The 17,226-nt window shown below is 68.8% G+C and carries 17 protein-coding genes; 10 read left to right on the forward strand and 7 right to left on the reverse strand.

Annotated elements, in window-relative coordinates; genetic code table 11:
• Nucleotides 1-90 precede the first annotated feature (90 nt).
• The 4 genes from amrB to WBL05_RS06365 form a co-directional block, all read right to left on the reverse strand.
• Nucleotides 91-867: an AmmeMemoRadiSam system protein B gene (gene amrB / locus WBL05_RS06350; RefSeq protein WP_424224543.1), complete on the reverse strand. Its 777-nt coding sequence runs from the start codon at nt 865-867 to the stop codon at nt 91-93.
• Between the two features lie 110 nt (nt 868-977).
• Complete coding sequence (trxA, locus tag WBL05_RS06355; RefSeq protein WP_424224545.1) at nt 978-1,418, reverse strand: thioredoxin; 441 nt, start codon at nt 1,416-1,418, stop codon at nt 978-980.
• Nucleotides 1,419-1,521: 103 nt separating this feature from the next.
• Nucleotides 1,522-1,911: an HAD family hydrolase gene (locus WBL05_RS06360; protein ID WP_424224546.1), complete on the reverse strand. Its 390-nt coding sequence runs from the start codon at nt 1,909-1,911 to the stop codon at nt 1,522-1,524.
• A 21-nt stretch (nt 1,912-1,932) separates the two neighbouring features.
• A complete protein-coding gene (locus tag WBL05_RS06365; protein ID WP_424224547.1) occupies nt 1,933-2,580 on the reverse strand; it encodes a class I SAM-dependent DNA methyltransferase in 648 nt (215 codons plus the stop codon).
• Nucleotides 2,581-2,708: 128 nt separating this feature from the next.
• Here WBL05_RS06365 and WBL05_RS06370 point away from each other — a divergent pair, with 128 nt between their 5' ends.
• The 7 genes from WBL05_RS06370 to WBL05_RS06400 all read left to right on the forward strand — a co-directional run bounded on the left by WBL05_RS06370 (nt 2,709) and on the right by WBL05_RS06400 (nt 10,760).
• The gene (locus WBL05_RS06370; RefSeq protein WP_424224548.1) at nt 2,709-3,404 is read left to right on the forward strand and encodes a DNA alkylation repair protein; all 696 of its coding nucleotides are present in this window, start codon (nt 2,709-2,711) and stop codon (nt 3,402-3,404) included.
• A gap of 137 nt (nt 3,405-3,541) precedes the next feature.
• Nucleotides 3,542-5,437, forward strand: a complete 1,896-nt coding sequence (gene malQ / locus WBL05_RS06375) for a 4-alpha-glucanotransferase (protein ID WP_424224549.1) — start codon at nt 3,542-3,544, stop codon at nt 5,435-5,437.
• Nucleotides 5,438-5,951: 514 nt separating this feature from the next.
• Entirely contained in the window at nt 5,952-7,316 is a 1,365-nt protein-coding gene (locus tag WBL05_RS06380) for an ABC transporter substrate-binding protein (RefSeq protein WP_424224550.1), read from the forward strand.
• 112 nt (nt 7,317-7,428) lie between these two features.
• On the forward strand, nt 7,429-8,379 hold the full coding sequence (locus WBL05_RS06385; RefSeq protein ID WP_424224551.1) for a carbohydrate ABC transporter permease: 951 nt from the start codon (nt 7,429-7,431) through the stop codon (nt 8,377-8,379).
• Nucleotides 8,379-9,308 carry a carbohydrate ABC transporter permease gene (locus tag WBL05_RS06390; RefSeq protein WP_424224553.1) on the forward strand — a complete coding sequence of 310 codons (930 nt, stop codon included), beginning with the start codon at nt 8,379-8,381 and terminating at the stop codon, nt 9,306-9,308. Before WBL05_RS06385 ends, WBL05_RS06390 begins: the two co-directional genes overlap by 1 nt.
• 136 nt (nt 9,309-9,444) lie before the next feature.
• Nucleotides 9,445-10,056: a histidine phosphatase family protein gene (locus tag WBL05_RS06395; RefSeq protein WP_424224554.1), complete on the forward strand. Its 612-nt coding sequence runs from the start codon at nt 9,445-9,447 to the stop codon at nt 10,054-10,056.
• 23 nt (nt 10,057-10,079) lie between these two features.
• Nucleotides 10,080-10,760 (forward strand): MOSC domain-containing protein, encoded by a 681-nt coding sequence (locus tag WBL05_RS06400; RefSeq protein ID WP_424224556.1) that lies wholly within the window; start codon nt 10,080-10,082, stop codon nt 10,758-10,760.
• Nucleotides 10,761-10,772: 12 nt separating this feature from the next.
• Here the strand turns inward: WBL05_RS06400 and WBL05_RS06405 are convergent, their stop codons facing one another.
• The 3 genes from WBL05_RS06405 to WBL05_RS06415 form a co-directional block, all read right to left on the reverse strand.
• Nucleotides 10,773-12,254, reverse strand: a complete 1,482-nt coding sequence (locus WBL05_RS06405; protein ID WP_424224557.1) for an NAD(P)(+) transhydrogenase (Re/Si-specific) subunit beta — start codon at nt 12,252-12,254, stop codon at nt 10,773-10,775.
• Nucleotides 12,255-12,261: 7 nt separating this feature from the next.
• The gene (locus WBL05_RS06410) at nt 12,262-13,809 is read right to left on the reverse strand and encodes a Re/Si-specific NAD(P)(+) transhydrogenase subunit alpha (protein WP_424224558.1); all 1,548 of its coding nucleotides are present in this window, start codon (nt 13,807-13,809) and stop codon (nt 12,262-12,264) included.
• Between the two features lie 62 nt (nt 13,810-13,871).
• A complete protein-coding gene (locus WBL05_RS06415; protein ID WP_424224559.1) occupies nt 13,872-14,462 on the reverse strand; it encodes a class I SAM-dependent methyltransferase in 591 nt (196 codons plus the stop codon).
• A 108-nt stretch (nt 14,463-14,570) separates the two neighbouring features.
• Here WBL05_RS06415 and WBL05_RS06420 point away from each other — a divergent pair, with 108 nt between their 5' ends.
• From WBL05_RS06420 to WBL05_RS06430, 3 genes are all read left to right on the forward strand, one after another.
• Nucleotides 14,571-14,792 (forward strand): hypothetical protein, encoded by a 222-nt coding sequence (locus WBL05_RS06420; protein ID WP_424224561.1) that lies wholly within the window; start codon nt 14,571-14,573, stop codon nt 14,790-14,792.
• Nucleotides 14,793-14,823: 31 nt separating this feature from the next.
• Nucleotides 14,824-15,297, forward strand: coding sequence for an N-acetyltransferase family protein (locus WBL05_RS06425; RefSeq protein ID WP_424224563.1), 474 nt, complete (start codon nt 14,824-14,826; stop codon nt 15,295-15,297).
• A gap of 67 nt (nt 15,298-15,364) precedes the next feature.
• Complete coding sequence (locus WBL05_RS06430; RefSeq protein WP_424224564.1) at nt 15,365-16,303, forward strand: serine hydrolase; 939 nt, start codon at nt 15,365-15,367, stop codon at nt 16,301-16,303.
• Nucleotides 16,304-17,226 lie beyond the last annotated feature (923 nt).

Here is a 17,226-nt window from a genome sequence, read left to right on the forward strand (position 1 = left end):
CACCCAGTCGGGCCGCGATGGCGGCCCGGGCCAACGGCAGCAGCACGTCACCGGCGTCGGCCGGGACGCGCAGCAGGGCGGCGGGGTCGCTCACTCGACCTCCTCGTGCCAGGCGACGGACGCATACCCGACGACCCTGGAGCGGTCCCCGGCGGTGTCGCCCGAGTTGCACATACCCAGCAGCGCCGGACGCAGCCCGCGCCGCGCAGCGACGGTCAGGAAGCCGTTCAGTGGCCGCACCCCACACGCCAGCCGATCACTGATCGGCACCTGACAGGCCAGGATGGCGTCGATGGTGGCACGGTCGAGCTCGCGGGCCTGCCGGTAGGGGTGGTAGTGCGACAGGTCGGTGCTGATGATGACCAGGGTTTCGGGGCCACCCCAGACCGCGTCCAGCACCTCCGCCACCGCTTCTGCACCGATCTCGCCGACCGCCAGCGGCACCAGCACGAACCCGTCAAGGATCCGCTGCAGGAAGGGCAATTGCACCTCAAGTGCGTGCTCGTCGGCGTGCACATCCGGGCGGCTTCTCACCTGGCGCAGCCTGACCAGCCGCGCCACGGTGTCGGTGTCCACCGGCACCTCGCCCAGCGGAGTGGCGAACGCGTCCGTGCCGGGCAACGCGACGCCCTCGATGCCGACCCGGTGGGTCGGGCCGGCGATCACCACTCGGCTGATCGGGTGGGTGGCGGGGTTCAGGGTGGCGAAGCCGAGCGCGGCGGTGGAGCCGGAATAGATGAAGCCGGCATGCGGGCTGACCAACGCCTTGGTGGGGCCGCCGGGCATCTTCGGGCGGGCGTCGGCGAGCAGTTCGTCAACCATGGACGCCAGCGCCTCGGGCCTGGCCGGATAGAAGGAACCAGCCACCGCAGGTGGTCTTGTCGCCATTAGGCACCCCCTTGGAGTCCCGAGTCTACCTGCGGCTTCCCTGAGACACCACGCACCCGGTCGTCAAGTGCGGTATGGGCCGCGCGGGCTCAGTTGGTTGCGGGCGAGTTGAGGCTGTCGGCCACCCAGCGCTTCAGCCGGGCGGCCGGCAGCGCCCCGATCTGCCGTGCGATGACCCGGCCGTTCCTGAGCAACACCATGGTGGGGATCGAGCGGGCACCGAACCGGGACGCCACCAGTGGCGAGTTGTCGACGTTCACCTTCACCAGCTTGACCCGGCCGGCCTGGTCGTTGGCGATCTGCTCAAGCACCGGCGTCACCTGCCGGCACGGCCCGCACCACGGCGCCCACAGGTCGACCAGAACGGCGATCTTCTGCGAGTCGGCGACCTGCTCGAAGTTCTCGTCGTCGGCCGCAGCGATCCACGGCAGGGGATTGCTGCACTTCGGGCAGGTGGGCCGGCCGGACGCGCTCGCCGGCACCCGGTTGCGGGTCCCGCAGTGCCGGCACGTGATCACCTGGCTGCTCATACCCACGCAGCCTACGCGCCGCCCGAGCGCTCGTCCGGGCAATAGTAGGTGCATCGGGTGGGGCAGACCAGCACTTCGTGCACCCATTGACCGGCCGGCCAGGTCAGACCGCAACCCTGGCAACGATCAGGGCGACGGCTTCGTCGAAGGATTCGGCGATCAGGGTCGGCCGCACATAGCCGTCGGGGTACCTGCGGCCCCGGCTCAGCCACACCGATTCGATCCCGGCGGCCCAGGCGCCCTCGATGTCGGTTTCGGCGGCGTCCCCGACCATCCACGCCCCGGCCAGCGTCCCGCCGGCGGTCTGAGCGGCCACCTCGAAGATCCGGGGATCGGGCTTGGTGAAGCCGTCCCCGTCGGCGACCACCATGGCCTCCAACATCTCGCTGCTGGCCGATCCGAAGCGTTCGGTCAGGTAGTCGGCAGCCCAACAGCGGAAGGAGGCGGCCCGATCGGACAGCGTGTTGTCGAGATCGACGAACAGCAGCGGCATGGCGGAAAGGTTAGCGAACCGTCAGGCTGCCAACCGGCCCACCGCCAGGAAGACGGGGTAGTCGCGTCCCTCCTTGTGCTCACGCCATGGTGTGCTGAAGCGGACCTCGACCAGCCCGGCCGCCGCCAGCCAGTCGGCCACCTCGGCACGCTCGAAGCCGTGGTGCGCGGGCGACACCCCACGGCCGCCGTCGTGCGGGTGTCCGTGGAAGCTGCCGTCCTCGGCGTCCAGGTCGGCCAGTGCCAGCCAACCGCCGGGACGCAACAGCCCGGCCAGCCGTCCGATCAGGCTCGCAGCGTCGCCGATGTGGTGCAGCGCCAGCAGGGACGCCACCCCGTCGAAACGCTCCGACAACTCGTCGCCGCGCGCGAGGTCGACCCGGACGGCCCGAACCCGGTCCGCCAGCCTGGCCGTCGCGATCTTCGTCCGGCTGGCCGCCACCATGGCCTCCGAACTGTCGGCAAGCACCACCCGATCGGCGTGCCCGAGCAACGCCAGTCCCAGCGCCCCGGTGCCGGCGCCGTAGTCGAGCCACGTCCCGCCCGCGGTGGTGCGCTGGATGATCGCGGACGCCACCGCCGCCGCCCGGTGCAGCCGGGCCGGGTCGTCGTCCCACTGCCCGGCCAACCGGTCGAACGGACTGGACAGTTCGCCTTCGGGATCGCGCATGCGCCAGCTCCAATCCACTCCCAACCCGGCTCGGCCCATCCCTCACCGGCACCCAGACGAATGATGCCAGGGAATCCCGGGTTCGGGCACCCGGCTGGTTTACGCTGGCGGCGCGGAGGAGGCGAACCATGGGCAGGCAGGACGATCTGGTCGCGACGATCCGCGCCGAACTGGCGGCCGCGGCGAACCCTGAACGCGCTGTCCAGCAGCAGGCCTACGTGAAGTCGACCATGCCCTGCCACGGCATCCCGAACCCGAGGGTGCGGATGATCGTCCGAACCGCCGCCTCGCGGCGTCCCACCCTGACCCGCGACGAGTGGATCGCCGCTATCCGGTCGTTGTGGACCGGGGCGACCCACCGCGAGGAATGCCTGGCCGCCATCGAACTGGCCGACGCCAGACGCACCTGGACCGGTGGCGACCTGCTCGACCTGTACGAACTGATGGCCCGCACCGGCGCCTGGTGGGACCTGGTCGACCCGTTGGCCTCCCACCTGGTCGGTGATGTGCTGCGCGCCGAGCCGGAGCAGGCGAGCAGGATCCGGGCGTGGGCCAACGCCGACGACCCATGGCTGCGTCGGGTGGCAATTCTCAGCCAGCTGAGGTTCGGCGCCGCCACCGACACCGCGCTGCTCGCCGAGGTGATCGAGGCGAACTTCTTCGAATCGCAGTTCGGCACCAACTTCTTCGTCCGCAAGGCGATCGGCTGGGCACTGCGCGAGTACGCGCGGGTGGACGCGGCCTGGGTGCGCCGCTTCGTGGCCGAACACGCCGAGCAGCTGAGCACGCTGAGCCGCCGGGAAGCGCTCAGGCATCTGGGCTGACAACGGCACTTCAGCCGGTTGCGGGGGCCCGGCCGGCGCTCAGGAAGCGGGCGCACGGGTGATAATCGCCTCGCATTGGGCACAATGGGTCCCGATCCGGCTCGGCTGACCGAGCCGGCAGGTCATGTAGGAGGATCGTGAGCGCGACAATCGAGATGATGAGCACACCGATGGACCGCCGCGAGCAGCTGATCGCGAAATTGGCCCCGCTCGGTGTGTCGTTCGGGTACCAGAACACCCGCGGCGACTGGGTCGAAACCGCTACCGAGACCCTCGAACGCGTCGCCCCGTCGTTCGACCGTGAACCGGACGCCATGACCGCCCCGCCGCTGGTGTGCACCCCCGGCCGTTGGCACCCCGAGCTGTTCGGCACGCTGATCCTCGAGGACGGCATCCACTTCCAGTGCCACGGCGTGGTGGACGTGCCGGGTTACCACATCCTCTACACCCGCGACGGCGTCCGCCGGTTCGTGATCGCCGCTCCCGAGCACCTCAGGACCCCGGAGCGGGGTTGGGGATGGCAGATCCAGCTCTACGCCGCCCGCTCCCGCGGCTCGTGGGGCATCGGCGACTTCCGCGACCTGGCCCTGATCTGTCGCATCGCCGCAAGCCAGGGCGCCACCTGTGTGCAGGTGTCGCCGGTGCACGCAATCGCACCACTGCCGAATCCGCAGCCCTCCCCGTACTCCCCGGCGAGCCGGTTGTTCCTGAACATGCTGCACATCGCCCCGGGCGCGGTCTACGGTGCCGAGCGGGTCGATCTGACCGACCTGGACGCCGCCGGCCGCGCCCTGAACGACGGGCGGATGATCGACCGTGACCGGGTCTGGGCGCTGAAGAACGAGGCGCTGCAGCGCATCTGGGCGGTCATCAAGGACGAGCCCAACGTCGAGTTCCGTGCCTGGGAGACCGAACAGGGCCTGCAGTTGCAGCGGTTCGCGGTCTGGTCGGCCATCGCCGAGGACCAGCAGCACGCCGACTGGCGGCGCTGGCCGGAGGAACTGCGGCGTCCCGACTCGCCAGGGGCCCGCAAGTTCGCCGAGGAGCACCGGGACCGGATCCGCTTCCACATCTGGGTGCAGTACGTGGCCAGCGTGCAGTACCGCGACGCCTGCCACGCCGGGTCGGGGGTGGACGTGATCGCCGACCTGGCGGTCGGTTTCGACGCCGGCAGCGCCGACGCGTGGGCGTTCCAGGACATGCTCGACTTCTCCTTCGAGATCGGCGCGCCGCCGGACTCCCACAACACCGAGGGCCAGCGCTGGGGCCTGCCGCCGTTCAACCCCCGAGCCCTGGTGCAGGCCGACTTCGCTCCGTTCATCGAGATGGTGCACTCGGCGCTGCGCTACGCCGGCAGCCTGCGGATGGACCACGTGATGCAGCTGTGGCGGCTGTACTGGGTGCCGGTGGACGCCAGCGCCGCCGACGGTGTCTACGTCTACTACCCCGTCGACGCGCTGCTGGCGATCCTGCGGCTTGAGGCGATGCGCGTCAACGCCTGGATCGTCGGCGAGGACATGGGCACCGTGGCCGAGGGGGTGCGCGAAACCATGGCGGCCATCGGGATGTTGGGCAACCGGTCGGGCATGCGGACGCCGATCAGTGAGTTCCCGGTGCTGGGCGTGGGCACCAGCTCGACCCACGACCAGGTGACGGTCGCCGGGCTGCTGACCGGCAGCGACGTGGCCGACCTGAAGCGGATCGGCAAGAACGCCGACTGGGCGCACATCGAGCGGACCCGCCGGCTGATGGCCGAGATGGCGCACATCGATCCGGAGCGGCCGCTCAGCATGATCAGCGAGACCGACGTCAAGGCGGCCGTGCTGTCGCGGTACCGCCTGTTGTCGGACGCGGATTCCTTGATGGTCGTGGTGAACATCGACGACGTCGCCATGGTGCGGGAGCGTCCGAACATGCCCGGCACCGTTGACAGCTACCCGAACTGGAGGTTCGCGCTGCCGCGTCCGGTAGACGACATCATGACCTCGGAGTTGGCTGAGGACCTGGTGACGCTGATGCACGAGGACCGCTGAGCGGCCATCCGTTGCGCTGACCCGGCGGACCGACTGATCCGCCGGGTTGCCGGACACTATCCGTCCCCGATTCGCAAGAATGCCCGCGAGAGCGGCTCCTGGCGTGTACTATCCGGCGCCGGGCTCGGAAACTGCTCACCGGGAGGGGCTCCCGGGACATCGCGCGTGCACTATCCGGCGCCGGGCTCGGAAACTGCTCACCGGGAGGGGCTCCCGGGACATCGGTCGTGCTCTATCCGTCCCCTCGCCCGGAAACTGCTCGCGAACGAGGCTCCTGGCGTGCATTATCCGCCGCCCGGTTCGGAAAGTGCCCGGCCCTGCCGCGGCCCGCATGCGCCCGGGCGACTGCCCGCCCGGCAACCGCGCGGGGCGCCGTCCCGGCCCCTCGCACACCCGCAGCCGGCGAGCCAATAGTTATCAAATCGTGAACCAGTTTCCGAGCAGACAACGGGTTTCAGGACGAGGATGAGAGGCAACACCTACCCATAACCGATCTGTGGCAAAGGAGACATTGATGTCACGCAAACTGACCAAGCCGGTTGCAGTGGGAGCTGCCCTGCTGCTGGCTCTGGCGGCATGTGGATCCAACGGTGACAGTGGCGGCGCGCAATCCCCGGGTGAGGAAGTCGACTGCACCGCCTATGAGGCGTACGGCGACCTGGCGGGTACCGAGGTGACGGTTTACACCGCCATCGTCTCCCCCGAGGCCGACCCCTACACCGAGTCGTTCCGGGCGTTCGAGGAATGCACCGGCGCCACCATCGTGTACGAGGGCGACAAGGCGTTCTCCGAGCAGATCTCGGTTCGCGTACAGGGCGGCAACGCCCCCGACATCGCGTTCGTCCCGCAGCCGGGTCTCGTCCAGACCCTGGTCGCGACCGGCGAGCCCGTCCCCGCCCCAGCCGATGTGGAGGCCAACGTCGACGAGTTCTTCGGCGAGGACTGGAAGGCCTACGGCACCGTCGACGGCACCTTCTACGCCGCCCCGCTGGGCGCCTCGGTCAAGTCGCTGGTCTGGTACTCCCCGCAGGCATTCTCCGACGGCGGCTACCAGGTGCCCGAGACCTGGGACGAGATGATGTCGCTGACCGCCGAGATCGCCGCCGCCCACGATGACGGCCTGACCAAGCCGTGGTGCGTCGGCTTCGGCGACGGCGCGTCCACCGGATGGGTCGGCACCGACTGGATCGAGGACGTGCTGCTGCGCACCTCCGACGGCGAAACGTACGACAAGTGGACTACCCACGAGATCCCGTTCAACGACCCCGTCGTCATCGAGGCCTTCGACACCGCCGGCCAGATCCTGCTGAACAACGACTACGTCAACGGTGGCCTGGGCGATTCCCGCACCATCTCGACCACCGCGTTCGTGGACGCCGGGCTGCCCATCCTGGACGGCACCTGCTACATGCACCGCCAGGCGTCCTTCTACGGCAGCATGTGGCCGGAAGGCACCAACGTCGGACCTGATGGCGACGTGTGGGCCTTCTACCTGCCGGCAGTCGACCCGGCACAGGCCAAGCCGGTGATCGGCGGCGGCGACTTCGCGCTGGCGTTCGCGGATCGTCCCGAGGTGCAGGCCTTCCAGACCTACCTGTCGAGCGACGACTGGGCCAACGAGCGCGCGAAGGCCACCACCACCGGTGGTGCGGTGAGCGCGAACAAGGGGCTGGACCCCGAACTGCTGGTGAACGAGGTCGACAGGCTGTCGGTCGAGATGCTGCAGGACGAGCTGACGGTCTTCCGCTTCGACGGCTCCGACCTGATGCCGAGCGCGGTTGGCGCCGGAACCTTCTGGACGGCGATGGTCGACTGGACCACCGACGGCCGGACCGCACAGGAGGTCACCACCCAGGTCGAGGACTCCTGGCCCCGGTGAGCTGATTCGTCCAGCACGCAGATGCACCTGACTGCTCAGGTTGCGGGTGGGTTCGCAGACCTGCCCGCAACTTGAGCGTTTCGGGTGCCAGATCCACAAAGGAGGTTCATCGGTGGCTTGGAAGTTCGGCCAGATGCTGCTGGCCCTGGCGGTCCTTGCCGCACTGATCGCGCTGCTGTTGTTCGCGGCGAGCAGGGCCCGCGGCAAGCACGGCGACACGGTACGCGCGATCTTCTTCGTCGGCCCGACCCTGGTTCTGGTGGCCGTCGGGTTGATCTGGCCCACCATCCTGACCATCGTCCAGTCGGTTCGCGGCGCCTCGGGCAGCGGCGCCTTCTCGTTGGTGAACTATGCCTCGATCTTCACCCGGGACGATCTGCGACAGTCGATCATCAACACCGCCGTGTGGGTGTTGCTGGTGCCGGTGCTGGCGATCGGAATCGGTCTGCTGTACGCCATCATCGTTGACCGCACCCCGATTGAATCGGTCGCCAAGACGCTGATCTTCATGCCGATGGCGATCTCGATGGTCGGCGCCTCGGTGATCTGGAAGTTCGTCTACGAGTACCGGCCCACCCAGGCGCCGCAGATCGGCTTGCTGAACCAGTTCCTGAAGACCTTCGGTCTGGACACCCAGCAGTTCCTGATCGAGTTCCCGTGGAACAACCTGTTCCTGATCGTGGTGATGATCTGGATCCAGGCCGGCTTCGCGATGACCGTGCTGTCGGCGGCGATCAAGGCGATTCCCGAGGACATCATCGAGGCGGCCAAGATCGACGGGGCCACGGGCTGGTCGCTGTTCCGGTTCGTGACCCTGCCGAGCATCCGGGCCTCGCTGATCATGGTGCTGACCACCATCGCCATCGCCGCCCTGAAGGTCTTCGACATCGTCCGGACGATGACCGGCGGTAACTTCCGCACCTCGGTGGTGGCCAACGACTTCTACTCCTCCAGCTTCACCCAGAACCAGCCGGGGCTGGGATCGGCGCTGGCGGTGCTGCTGTTCGTGCTGGTCTCGCCGATCATCTTCTACAACGTCCGGCAGTTGAGGCAGGTGTCGTGATGAGTAGTGCTCCAGTCGTCCCCGTCGGGTTGGTCGAACAGGTCGAGGCCGAGACCTCACCCCGGCGTCGCCGCAAGAAGCTCGACGCGACTCGCGCCGTCAGCTCACCATGGGCCACCGTGGTCGCCATCGTGATCGCCACCGTGTGGACGGTGCCGACGGTCGGTCTGCTGATCACCTCGTTCCGCACCCAGGCCGACATCACCCGCAGCGGCTGGTGGACGATATTCAGCAACCCCGAGTTCACGCTCGACAACTACGCCCAGGCGCTGTCCGGCAGCGGCTCGGCGTCCATGCTCGACTACTTCATCAACTCGCTGGTGATCACCATCCCGAGCACCCTGATCCCGCTCACCCTGGCGTCGCTGGCCGCGTACGGTTTCGCGTGGCTGCGGTTCCCGGGCCGGGACTGGCTGTTCATCGTGGTCTTCGCGCTGCAGGTGGTGCCGCTGCAGGTGGCCCTGGTGCCGCTGATGCAGATGTACGGGGCGCTCGGCATCGACGGCACCTACTGGACGGTGTGGATCTCGCACACCGCCTTCGGGCTGCCGTTGGCGGTGTGGATGATGTTCAACTCGATCCGCGACCAACCGCCGGCGCTGATCGAGGCGGCGACCATCGATGGTGCCAGCCCGGTGCAGATCTTCCTGCGGATCATTCTGCCGCTGGCCACTCCGGCGATCGCCTCGTACGGCATCTTCCAGTTCCTGTGGACATGGAACGACCTGCTGGTGTCGATGGTCTTCCTGGGTGGCAGCCCGGCAGCCGCCCCGCTGACGGTCTACATCTCGCAGCTGACCGGCAGCCGGGGGTCGGCCTGGTACCTGCTGAGCGCCGGTGCCTTCATCTCGATGGTCATCCCGGTCGTGGTCTTCCTGCTGCTGCAGCGGTACTTCGTCCGTGGACTGACCGCGGGCGCGGTGAAGTGACCGCGGTCGACAGGCATGGGTTCGACGGCCCAGCGTTTACCCGGGGGTGGGGCGCTGGGCTGTCCCCTGTCCGGACGCCGTCCCCGTTCCGAACCGTCCCACGGCTGAGCTGGAGGCGCTGGCTAGGCTTGGGCGCGTGCGTTTGTACCTGATCAGGCATGGCCAGACCGAATCCAACGTGAACCACGTGCTGGACACTGTGCACCCGGGTGCGCCGCTGGACGAGACCGGGTTGGCCCAGGCCGAGACGCTCGCCGATCGGCTGGCCGGAGAACCGATCGAGGCGGTCTACGCCTCCGACCTGACCCGCGCCGTGCAGACCGCCCAACCGCTGGCCGACCGACTGGGGCGGCCGGTGCACCAGCTGCCCGGGCTGCGTGAGATCCCCGCCGGGGTGCAGGAACGCAACACCGACTGGAGCATCTACGTGTCCGCACTGGTCCGCTGGGCGGAGGAACCGCACTTCAGGTTGGAGCGCAGCGAGGACGCCCACAACTTCTTCGCCCGGTTCGACGCCGCGATCGCCCGGATCGCGCAGGCCCACCAGGCGGCGGCCGCGGTCTCCCACGGCGCAGCGATGCGGGTCTGGGTGCCGCAGCGGGCCAACAACATCGAGGTGCCGAACACCCGCGAGCTGGCCAACACCGACGTGATCATCCTGGAGGGTGAACCGGCTTCGGGCTGGCTGGTGCGCAGTTGGGCCGACGAGGTCCTGCTGCCTGAGCACCCGTCTGGACGCTCGAGGTGACCCGGGTCGCCACCGTCGCAGCCGTGCGGACTGGCCGCGTCCGCACCCACCAGTGGGCCGGGCGGGCGGTTCCCAGCGCTGCGGTCAAGGACGAGGTGGCCGAGCCGGTCTGGCTGGACACGCTCGGCCTGGCCGGCGATGAACAGGCCGACCGCAGGAATCATGGTGGGCCGGACAAGGCGCTGCTGGTCTACGCCGGCCACCACTACCCGCGCTGGCGCCTCGACGAGGGCCTGGACCTGCCGTTCGGTGCGTTCTTCGAGAACATCACTCTGGCCGGGGTGGCCGGTCGGCCTGGACCGGACGAGACCACGGTCGTGCTGGGCGAGACGTGGCGGCTCGGCGGGGCGGTCGTCCAGGTCAGCCAGCCGCGCAGCCCCTGCTACAAGCTGGCCAGCCGCTGGGGCGTGGCCGACCTGGTGGTGCGGGTGCAGCGCACCGGTTGGTCGGGCTGGTACGTCCGGGTGCTGGCGCCCGGCCTGGTGACCAAGGGGGACGCGGTCGAGCTGCTGGAGCGTCCGGTCGGCGCCCCGACCATGGCCGAGATCGCCCGCATCGTGAACGTCGACAAGCACGACCTCGACGGTGCCCGCCGGCTCGTCGACACCCCCGGGCTGCCGGAGCGTTGGCATCGCAAGTTGCTCGCCCGGCTCGCCGGCGCGACCGAGGACGACTCCACCCGGCTGCTCGGCCCGGCGCAGTGAACCTGCCCGCCGTCAGGACGTGATCGCCAGCCGGGAATCCGCGGCCGGCAGCGCGGCGTTGATGGCGTCCACCGAGGCCTTCGCGTCACCGAACAGCATGTAGCTGTTGTCGTGGAAGAACAGCGGGTTCTCCACCCCTGCGTAGCCCGGCTTCATCGATCGCTTGAACACGACGACCTTCTTTGCCTCCCAGACGTGCAGCACCGGCATCCCCGAGATCGGGGTGCCCGGCTGCATGGCGGTCGGGTTGACGGTGTCGTTGGCGCCGATGACCAGCACGACGTCGGTCTCGTCGAACTCGTCGTTGACCTCGTCCATCTCGTAGACGATGTCGTAGGGGACGCGGGCCTCGGCGAGCAGGACGTTCATGTGGCCGGGCAGGCGTCCGGCGACGGGGTGGATGGCGAACCGCACCTTGACCCCGGCGTCGGTGAGCCGCTTGGTCAGCTCTGCCACCGGGTACTGGGCCTGCGCCACCGCCATGCCGTAGCCGGGGGTGATCATCACCGACTGGGCGTCCATCAGCCACGAACCGAGCTCGTCGGCAGTGACCTCCTGGATCTCGCCCTGCTCACCGGCGGCCGCCGTGGTGGTCTCGGCGCCGAAGCCGCCCAGGATCACCGAGATGAACGAGCGGTTCATCGCCTTGCACATGATGTAGCTGAGGATGGCGCCCGACGCGCCCACCAGCGCGCCGGTGATGATCAACACGTTCATGCCCAGCGCGAAACCGCTGAATGCGGCCGCGAAGCCGGAGTAGGAGTTCAGCATCGAGATGACCACCGGCATGTCGGCGCCGCCGATGGCGGCCACCAGGTGGAAGCCGAGGAAGAAGCTGAGGATCGTCAGGATGATCAGCGCAGCCCACGACTGGGAGTTCTGGAACCAGACCCCACAAGCGATGATGCCGATCAGGGTGACCAGGTTGAGCAGGTTGCGGGCGGGCAGGGTGAGCGGTTTGGACGGGATCTTCTCGGCCAGCTTGCCCCACGCCACGATCGAACCGGTGAAGGTGACCGCGCCGATGAAGACGCCGATCCAGACCTCCGCCAGGTGGAAGGCCAGATCGGTCTGCGGTTCGCCGGCCCGCAGCGCCCCGTCGATCTCGATGAAGACGTTGAAGCCGATCAGCACCGCGGCCAGGCCGACGAAGCTGTGCAGCTGGGCGATCAGCTGCGGCATGCCGGTCATCTCGACCCGGACCGCCTTGATGGTGCCGATCACGGCACCAACGGCCATCGCGGCCACCAGCAGCACCACCGACGCGATGCCGGCCTCTCCGATGAAACTGGGCATCCGGACCGCCCAGTCCGGCCCGTGCCAGGACGCCGGCGCCCAGACCGCCACGATGGTGGCGATCACGGCCAGCGCCATCCCGAGCATGCCGAAGGCGTTGCCGCGCTTGGAGGTCTCGAACCTGGACAGACCCGCCAACGCGAAGATGAACAGCAGTCCGGCGACGATATAGGTCGACTGTACGAAGTTGGCAAGCATGAGGTGATCAGCCTTTCCGGAACATCTTGAGCATGCGCTGGGTGACGGTGAAGCCGCCGAAGACGTTGATGCTGGCGATCAGCACCGCAACCGTGGCGATGATCTTGATCGCCCAGTTCTCGTTGCCGAGCTGGGTGATCGCACCCACCAGGATGATGCCGGAGACCGCGTTGGTGACACTCATCAGCGGCGTGTGCAGCGCCGCGGTGACGTTCCACACCACGTAGTAGCCGACGACCAGGGCCAGCGCGAACACCCCGAACAGCGAGACGAACGACGACGGGGCGAAGGTGAGCAGCGCGATCGCTGCAACCGCCAGCACCCCGACGATGCCAAAGGTCACGAACCAGGGCCGCGGCGCCTTGACCTCCTCGGCCCCGCGCGGCAGCTCCTCCTTGTCGGGCTTGGCCACCGGGGCCGCCGAAACCTGGATCGGCGGCGGTGGGAAGGTGATCTCACCGTCGCGGGTGACGGTCATGCTGCGCAGGACCTCGTCGTCGAAGTCGACCACCAGCTGGCCGTCGGAGTTCGGAGTGGCCAGCTTGAGCAGGTTGACCAGATTGGTGGCGTAGAGCTGGCTTGCCACCCCGGGCAGCCGACTGGGCAGGTCGGTGTAGCCGATGATGGTTACGCCGTTGTCGGTGACGTACTTCTCGCCCGGTCGGGTGAGCTCGCAGTTGCCGCCGCCCAGCGCCGCGAGGTCGACGATCACCGAACCCGGGCGCATCGCCTCGACCATCTCGGCGGTGATCAGCTTGGGTGACGGGCGTCCCGGAATCGCTGCGGTGGTGACGATGATGTCGACCTTGCGGGCCTGCTCCATGTACAGCTCGGCGGCCCGCACGTTGTAGTCGTCGGAGGTCTCCTTGGCGTAACCGTCGGTGGAGACGCCCTGGTCGTCCTTCCCGGCCCGCACCTTGAGGAAGGTGGCGCCCATCGACTCCACCTGCTCCGCGGTTTCGGGGCGGACGTCGGTGGCGTAGACTTCGGCGCCGCGCGAGTTCGCCGCGCCGAGCGCCGCCAGCCCGGCCACGCCGGTGCCGATGACAAAGACCTTGGCCGGGGCGACCTTGCCGGCCGCGGTCACCTGGCCGCCGAAGGTGCGTCCGAAGTCGTAGGACGCCTCGACGATCGCCCGGTACCCGGAGATGTTGGCCATCGAACTCAGCGCGTCCATCGACTGGGCGCGGGAGATCCGCGGCACCATGTCCATCGACAACGCGGTCACGCGCCGCTTCTGCAGCGCCTGGAGCAGCGCCTCGTTCTGCCGGGGGTGCAGGAAGGTGATCAGGGTCGCGCCGGGCCGCATGGCTTCCAGTTCGTCCACGCTGGGTTCGTTCACCGCCAGCACCACGTCCGAACCCCAGACCTCGGCGGTCTTCCCGATCCGCGCACCGGCCGCCTCGTAGGCCTCATCCGGAAGGGACGCTCGCGCGCCGGCGTCGTGTTCGACGACTATGGAGTAGCCCAGTTTGATCAGCTGCTGCACCGACGTTGGTGTGGCAGCGACACGGTTCTCACCGGGCAGGGATTCACGTGGAATGCCTATCTGCATGGGCTTCAGCTTAACGATGCGCGCCGTCGTGATCGACTCGGGGTCACTGGTGCGCTCGCCGCTCAGACCGGTCGCCGCCAGGTGGCCAGGTAGCGCCAGCCCGGGACGCGCCGGAACTCAACCCCGGGCAACATCCGGTCGATCGCCTCGTGGGTCTCCTGCCAGCCCAGCCGGGCCGGCAACTGGGTGGTGCCGGGCTGCCAGGAGGTCGTGCCGCGGCGGCTGAACGGTTCGGCGATGGTGTCCAGTACGGTCCGGCCCAGGTCGCCGACGCCCTTGTCGCGGGCTATTCCGAGGTTGACCAGCAGGCCGCCGGGCTTGAGGACGCGACGCATCTCGACCAGGGCCAGTTCGAGCCGGGTCTGGTGCAGCAACATCACACTGACCACCGCGTCGAAGGAGTCGTCGGCGAACTGCAGCCCGGTCGCGTCCCCCATCATGAAGTGGACGTCCTCGCTGTCGGGGGGCAGCAGTGCCGGGTCGAGGTCGATGCCGATCACCTGATGCCCGCGCCTGGCGAGGTAGTGGGCCAGGGTACCGTCGCCGCAGCCGACGTCCAGCACCACACGGCAGCCGTCAACCAGGTCGCCGATGGTCGGGTAGTGCCGGGAGTTGTGGTTCCACTTCCCCGCGAAGGGGTGCTCGTTCGGCATGGCCACAACCTTATGTCGCGCGGCCCGCCACGAACTGCCGGATTGGTCTGGGCACGGGTTGGGCATAAAGTTGAAGGTCTGGTCTTCCTGGTCGGCGAAAGGTGCAAGATGGCTGATCCGCTCCAGTTCCTGAACGGTGTATCAAAGCTGCACGCGTTCTACACCGAGCAGGTGCGGATGCTGGCGCACGCGTACAACCTCAGCGACACCGAGGCCGCCAAGCTGCTCGACGGCTTCGGCTACCACAATGTGGCCCGGGCGATCCTGCACCCGCCGAAGGTCGAGATCACCCCGACCGACGCCGGGGAAGCCGAGGGCCATCGTCCTTGAGCGGCGTCCTGACCCCGCGGTACGGACTCCGATGTCGCTGACGATCGAGCGCTGCACCGACCCCGAGGTGCTGGTCGAGCCACATCGGGAGGCGATCGCGGAGGCGTACGCCGGTTACTTCGACACCCCCTTCCCAAGCGACGAGACCCTGCGCGATGAGTGGCGGACGCTACTGGACGCCGGGGCGACAGTGCTGCTGGCCCGGCTCCATGGCCGTCCCGTCGGCACCGTGGCGGCCCGGGTCGTCGACGGTGAGGGCTGGCTGGCCAGGCTGTACGTTCACCCGGAGGCGCAGGGTCGCGGGGTGGGCCGCGCGCTGATGGCGGCCGCCCTGGCCGTGCTTCGCGAACAGGGTTGCCGGCGGGCGAACCTGTGGGTGCTGGCGGTGCACCAGCCGGCGATCGAGATCTACCGGCACTGGGGTTGGCGACCGGCCGACACCGAACCGCACGCCCCGTTCGGGTTGCCCGAGCTGCGGTTCTGCCTCCCACTGACCGGTGCCTGACAAACCGATGACAGCTTGCACAGGTCGCCGATCGAACAGCAGGTCCCTCGCCTGGAGTGCGGTGGCAATGGTGAAACGCGTTGTGACCGGCTGTGTGGCGGTGCTGTTGTTGCTGGCCTCCTGCCATGCCGCGGCCCCGGATGCCACCGCACCCGGCACTGTCGCAACCGCGACCACCGCTGCCGAGCCGGCCGAATCGGCCCGCGAGCAGCAGCGGCCCGCGGTGATCAGCTGCGAGTTCCCGGACACCCCCGGCGCGCATGAACTGGCCGAACGGATCATGACCGACCAGACGCTGATCCAGGCCACCGCCGGCACCGTCGCATTCGCCGTTCACGACGACCAGACTGGAGTCGGTTGCGAACGGAACGGCTCAGCGGTCTTCGAGGCGGCCAGCATCATCAAGGTCTCCACGGTGACCGCCCTGTTCTGGCAGGCCGAGACCCAGGGCCTCGAGGTCACCGAGGATGAGCGCTGGCTGGCCGAGTTGGCCATCACGGTCTCGGACAACGACGCCCAGCAGCAGCTCTGGGAGTCGATCGGTGGCGCCGAGGGGGTGGCCGAGTTCTTCGCCGCCGCCGGCATGTCTGCGACCACCCCCAGTTACGAGGACGACGACTGGGGCATGTCGGAGGTCACGGTCGGCGACCAGCTCCGGCTGATTCGGCACCTGGTGGATGGCACCCTGCTGAACCGGGCCGACAGCGACTTCATCCTCGACCTGATGCACCGGGTCGATCCCGAACAGTTCTGGGGGATCAGCGCGGGCGCCCCCGAGGACGCCGAGGTGATGCTGAAGAACGGCTGGCTGGACGATCCGCTGCCCTGCGACGACTGGGCCGAGTTCTGCGAGGTGACCTGGACCCACAACTCGATCGGACACGTGGCCTCGCCGACGGCGTCCTACTCGATGGCGGTGCTCAGCTCGGGCAATCCGTCCCACGAGGAGGGCCAGGTGCTGGTGAGCGACGTGGCCGCCCGGGTTGCGGCGGCGGTTCTGGGCTGAGGCGCCGAGGGGGTGCGCGTCCTGTGCCGTCGTTCGGACCCCCTGCTCGTCGCTCGGACCCGGGTGCTCTCGGCCCGTCGTTCGGCCCGGCGGGTCAGCTGTCGTTCAGGCGCGGCGTCCTCTCGACCGTCGCCCAGACGCAACTGGCCACCCTCGACAAGCCCGATCCCGCCCTCGGCCGTCGCCCCAGACGCGGCGTCCCCCTCGCTTGGCCGTCGCCCCAGACACGGCGTCCCCCTCGAGCACGCTCCGGCCCAGAGGCCGGAAACTGCCCGCATTCAGGGCCAAACGCGTGCACTATCCGGCCCCCAGTACGGACAGTGCTCACACCCGCCGGCTGATCAACGGCATGACTAGGACGCCGCGTCCCCGGCGTTCGCAGGCCGTAGCTCAGGCCGGGACCCCTCGGCCGTCGCCCCAGATGCGGCGTCCCCTTCTCTCGGCCGTCGCCCACACACGGCGTCCTCCTTGAGCACGTTCCGGCCCAGAGGCCGGAAACTGCCCGCATTCGGGGCCAAACGCGTGCACCATCCGGCCCCCAGTACGGCTAGTGCTCACCCAGCACCAACGGGGTGATCAGCGGCGTGGCCCAGGCCACGTGCGTCCCCCGCGCCCGCAGGCCGTAACTCGGGCCGGGACCCCTCGGCCGCCCAGACCTGGCATCCCCCACGCCCGACGCCCCAGATGCGGCGTCCCCCTCGAGCATGTTCCGGCCCAGAGGCCGGAAACTGCCCGGGTTCGGGGCCAAGAGCGTGCACTATCCCGCCCCCAGTACGGATAATGCTCACCCAGCGCCCGATCAGAGGGCCGCCCCCGACCAGCGGGACGCGCCCGACCAGGGGGACGCCCCCGACCAGCGGGACGCGCCCGACGGAGGGACGCGTTCGGCCAGGGCGACGTGCCCGACGCAGAGCGCCCCACGG

This window comes from Brooklawnia sp. (assembly GCF_049651565.1).
GTDB lineage: Bacteria > Actinomycetota > Actinomycetes > Propionibacteriales > Propionibacteriaceae > Brooklawnia.

What these genes read in the sequence shown, in the direction of transcription:
- trxA (WP_424224545.1), bottom strand. Translation starts at nt 1,418, where the DNA reads ATGAGCAGCCAGGTGATCACGTGCCGGCACTGCGGGACCCGCAACCGG.
- WBL05_RS06360 (WP_424224546.1), bottom strand. Translation starts at nt 1,911, where the DNA reads ATGCCGCTGCTGTTCGTCGATCTCGACAACACGCTGTCCGATCGGGCC.
- WBL05_RS06365 (WP_424224547.1), bottom strand. Translation starts at nt 2,580, where the DNA reads ATGCGCGATCCCGAAGGCGAACTGTCCAGTCCGTTCGACCGGTTGGCC.
- WBL05_RS06370 (WP_424224548.1), top strand. Translation starts at nt 2,709, where the DNA reads ATGGGCAGGCAGGACGATCTGGTCGCGACGATCCGCGCCGAACTGGCG.
- WBL05_RS06380 (WP_424224550.1), top strand. Translation starts at nt 5,952, where the DNA reads ATGTCACGCAAACTGACCAAGCCGGTTGCAGTGGGAGCTGCCCTGCTG.
- WBL05_RS06390 (WP_424224553.1), top strand. Translation starts at nt 8,379, where the DNA reads ATGAGTAGTGCTCCAGTCGTCCCCGTCGGGTTGGTCGAACAGGTCGAG.
- WBL05_RS06405 (WP_424224557.1), bottom strand. Translation starts at nt 12,254, where the DNA reads ATGCTTGCCAACTTCGTACAGTCGACCTATATCGTCGCCGGACTGCTG.
- WBL05_RS06410 (WP_424224558.1), bottom strand. Translation starts at nt 13,809, where the DNA reads ATGCAGATAGGCATTCCACGTGAATCCCTGCCCGGTGAGAACCGTGTC.
- WBL05_RS06415 (WP_424224559.1), bottom strand. Translation starts at nt 14,462, where the DNA reads ATGCCGAACGAGCACCCCTTCGCGGGGAAGTGGAACCACAACTCCCGG.
- WBL05_RS06420 (WP_424224561.1), top strand. Translation starts at nt 14,571, where the DNA reads ATGGCTGATCCGCTCCAGTTCCTGAACGGTGTATCAAAGCTGCACGCG.
- WBL05_RS06425 (WP_424224563.1), top strand. Translation starts at nt 14,824, where the DNA reads ATGTCGCTGACGATCGAGCGCTGCACCGACCCCGAGGTGCTGGTCGAG.
- WBL05_RS06430 (WP_424224564.1), top strand. Translation starts at nt 15,365, where the DNA reads ATGGTGAAACGCGTTGTGACCGGCTGTGTGGCGGTGCTGTTGTTGCTG.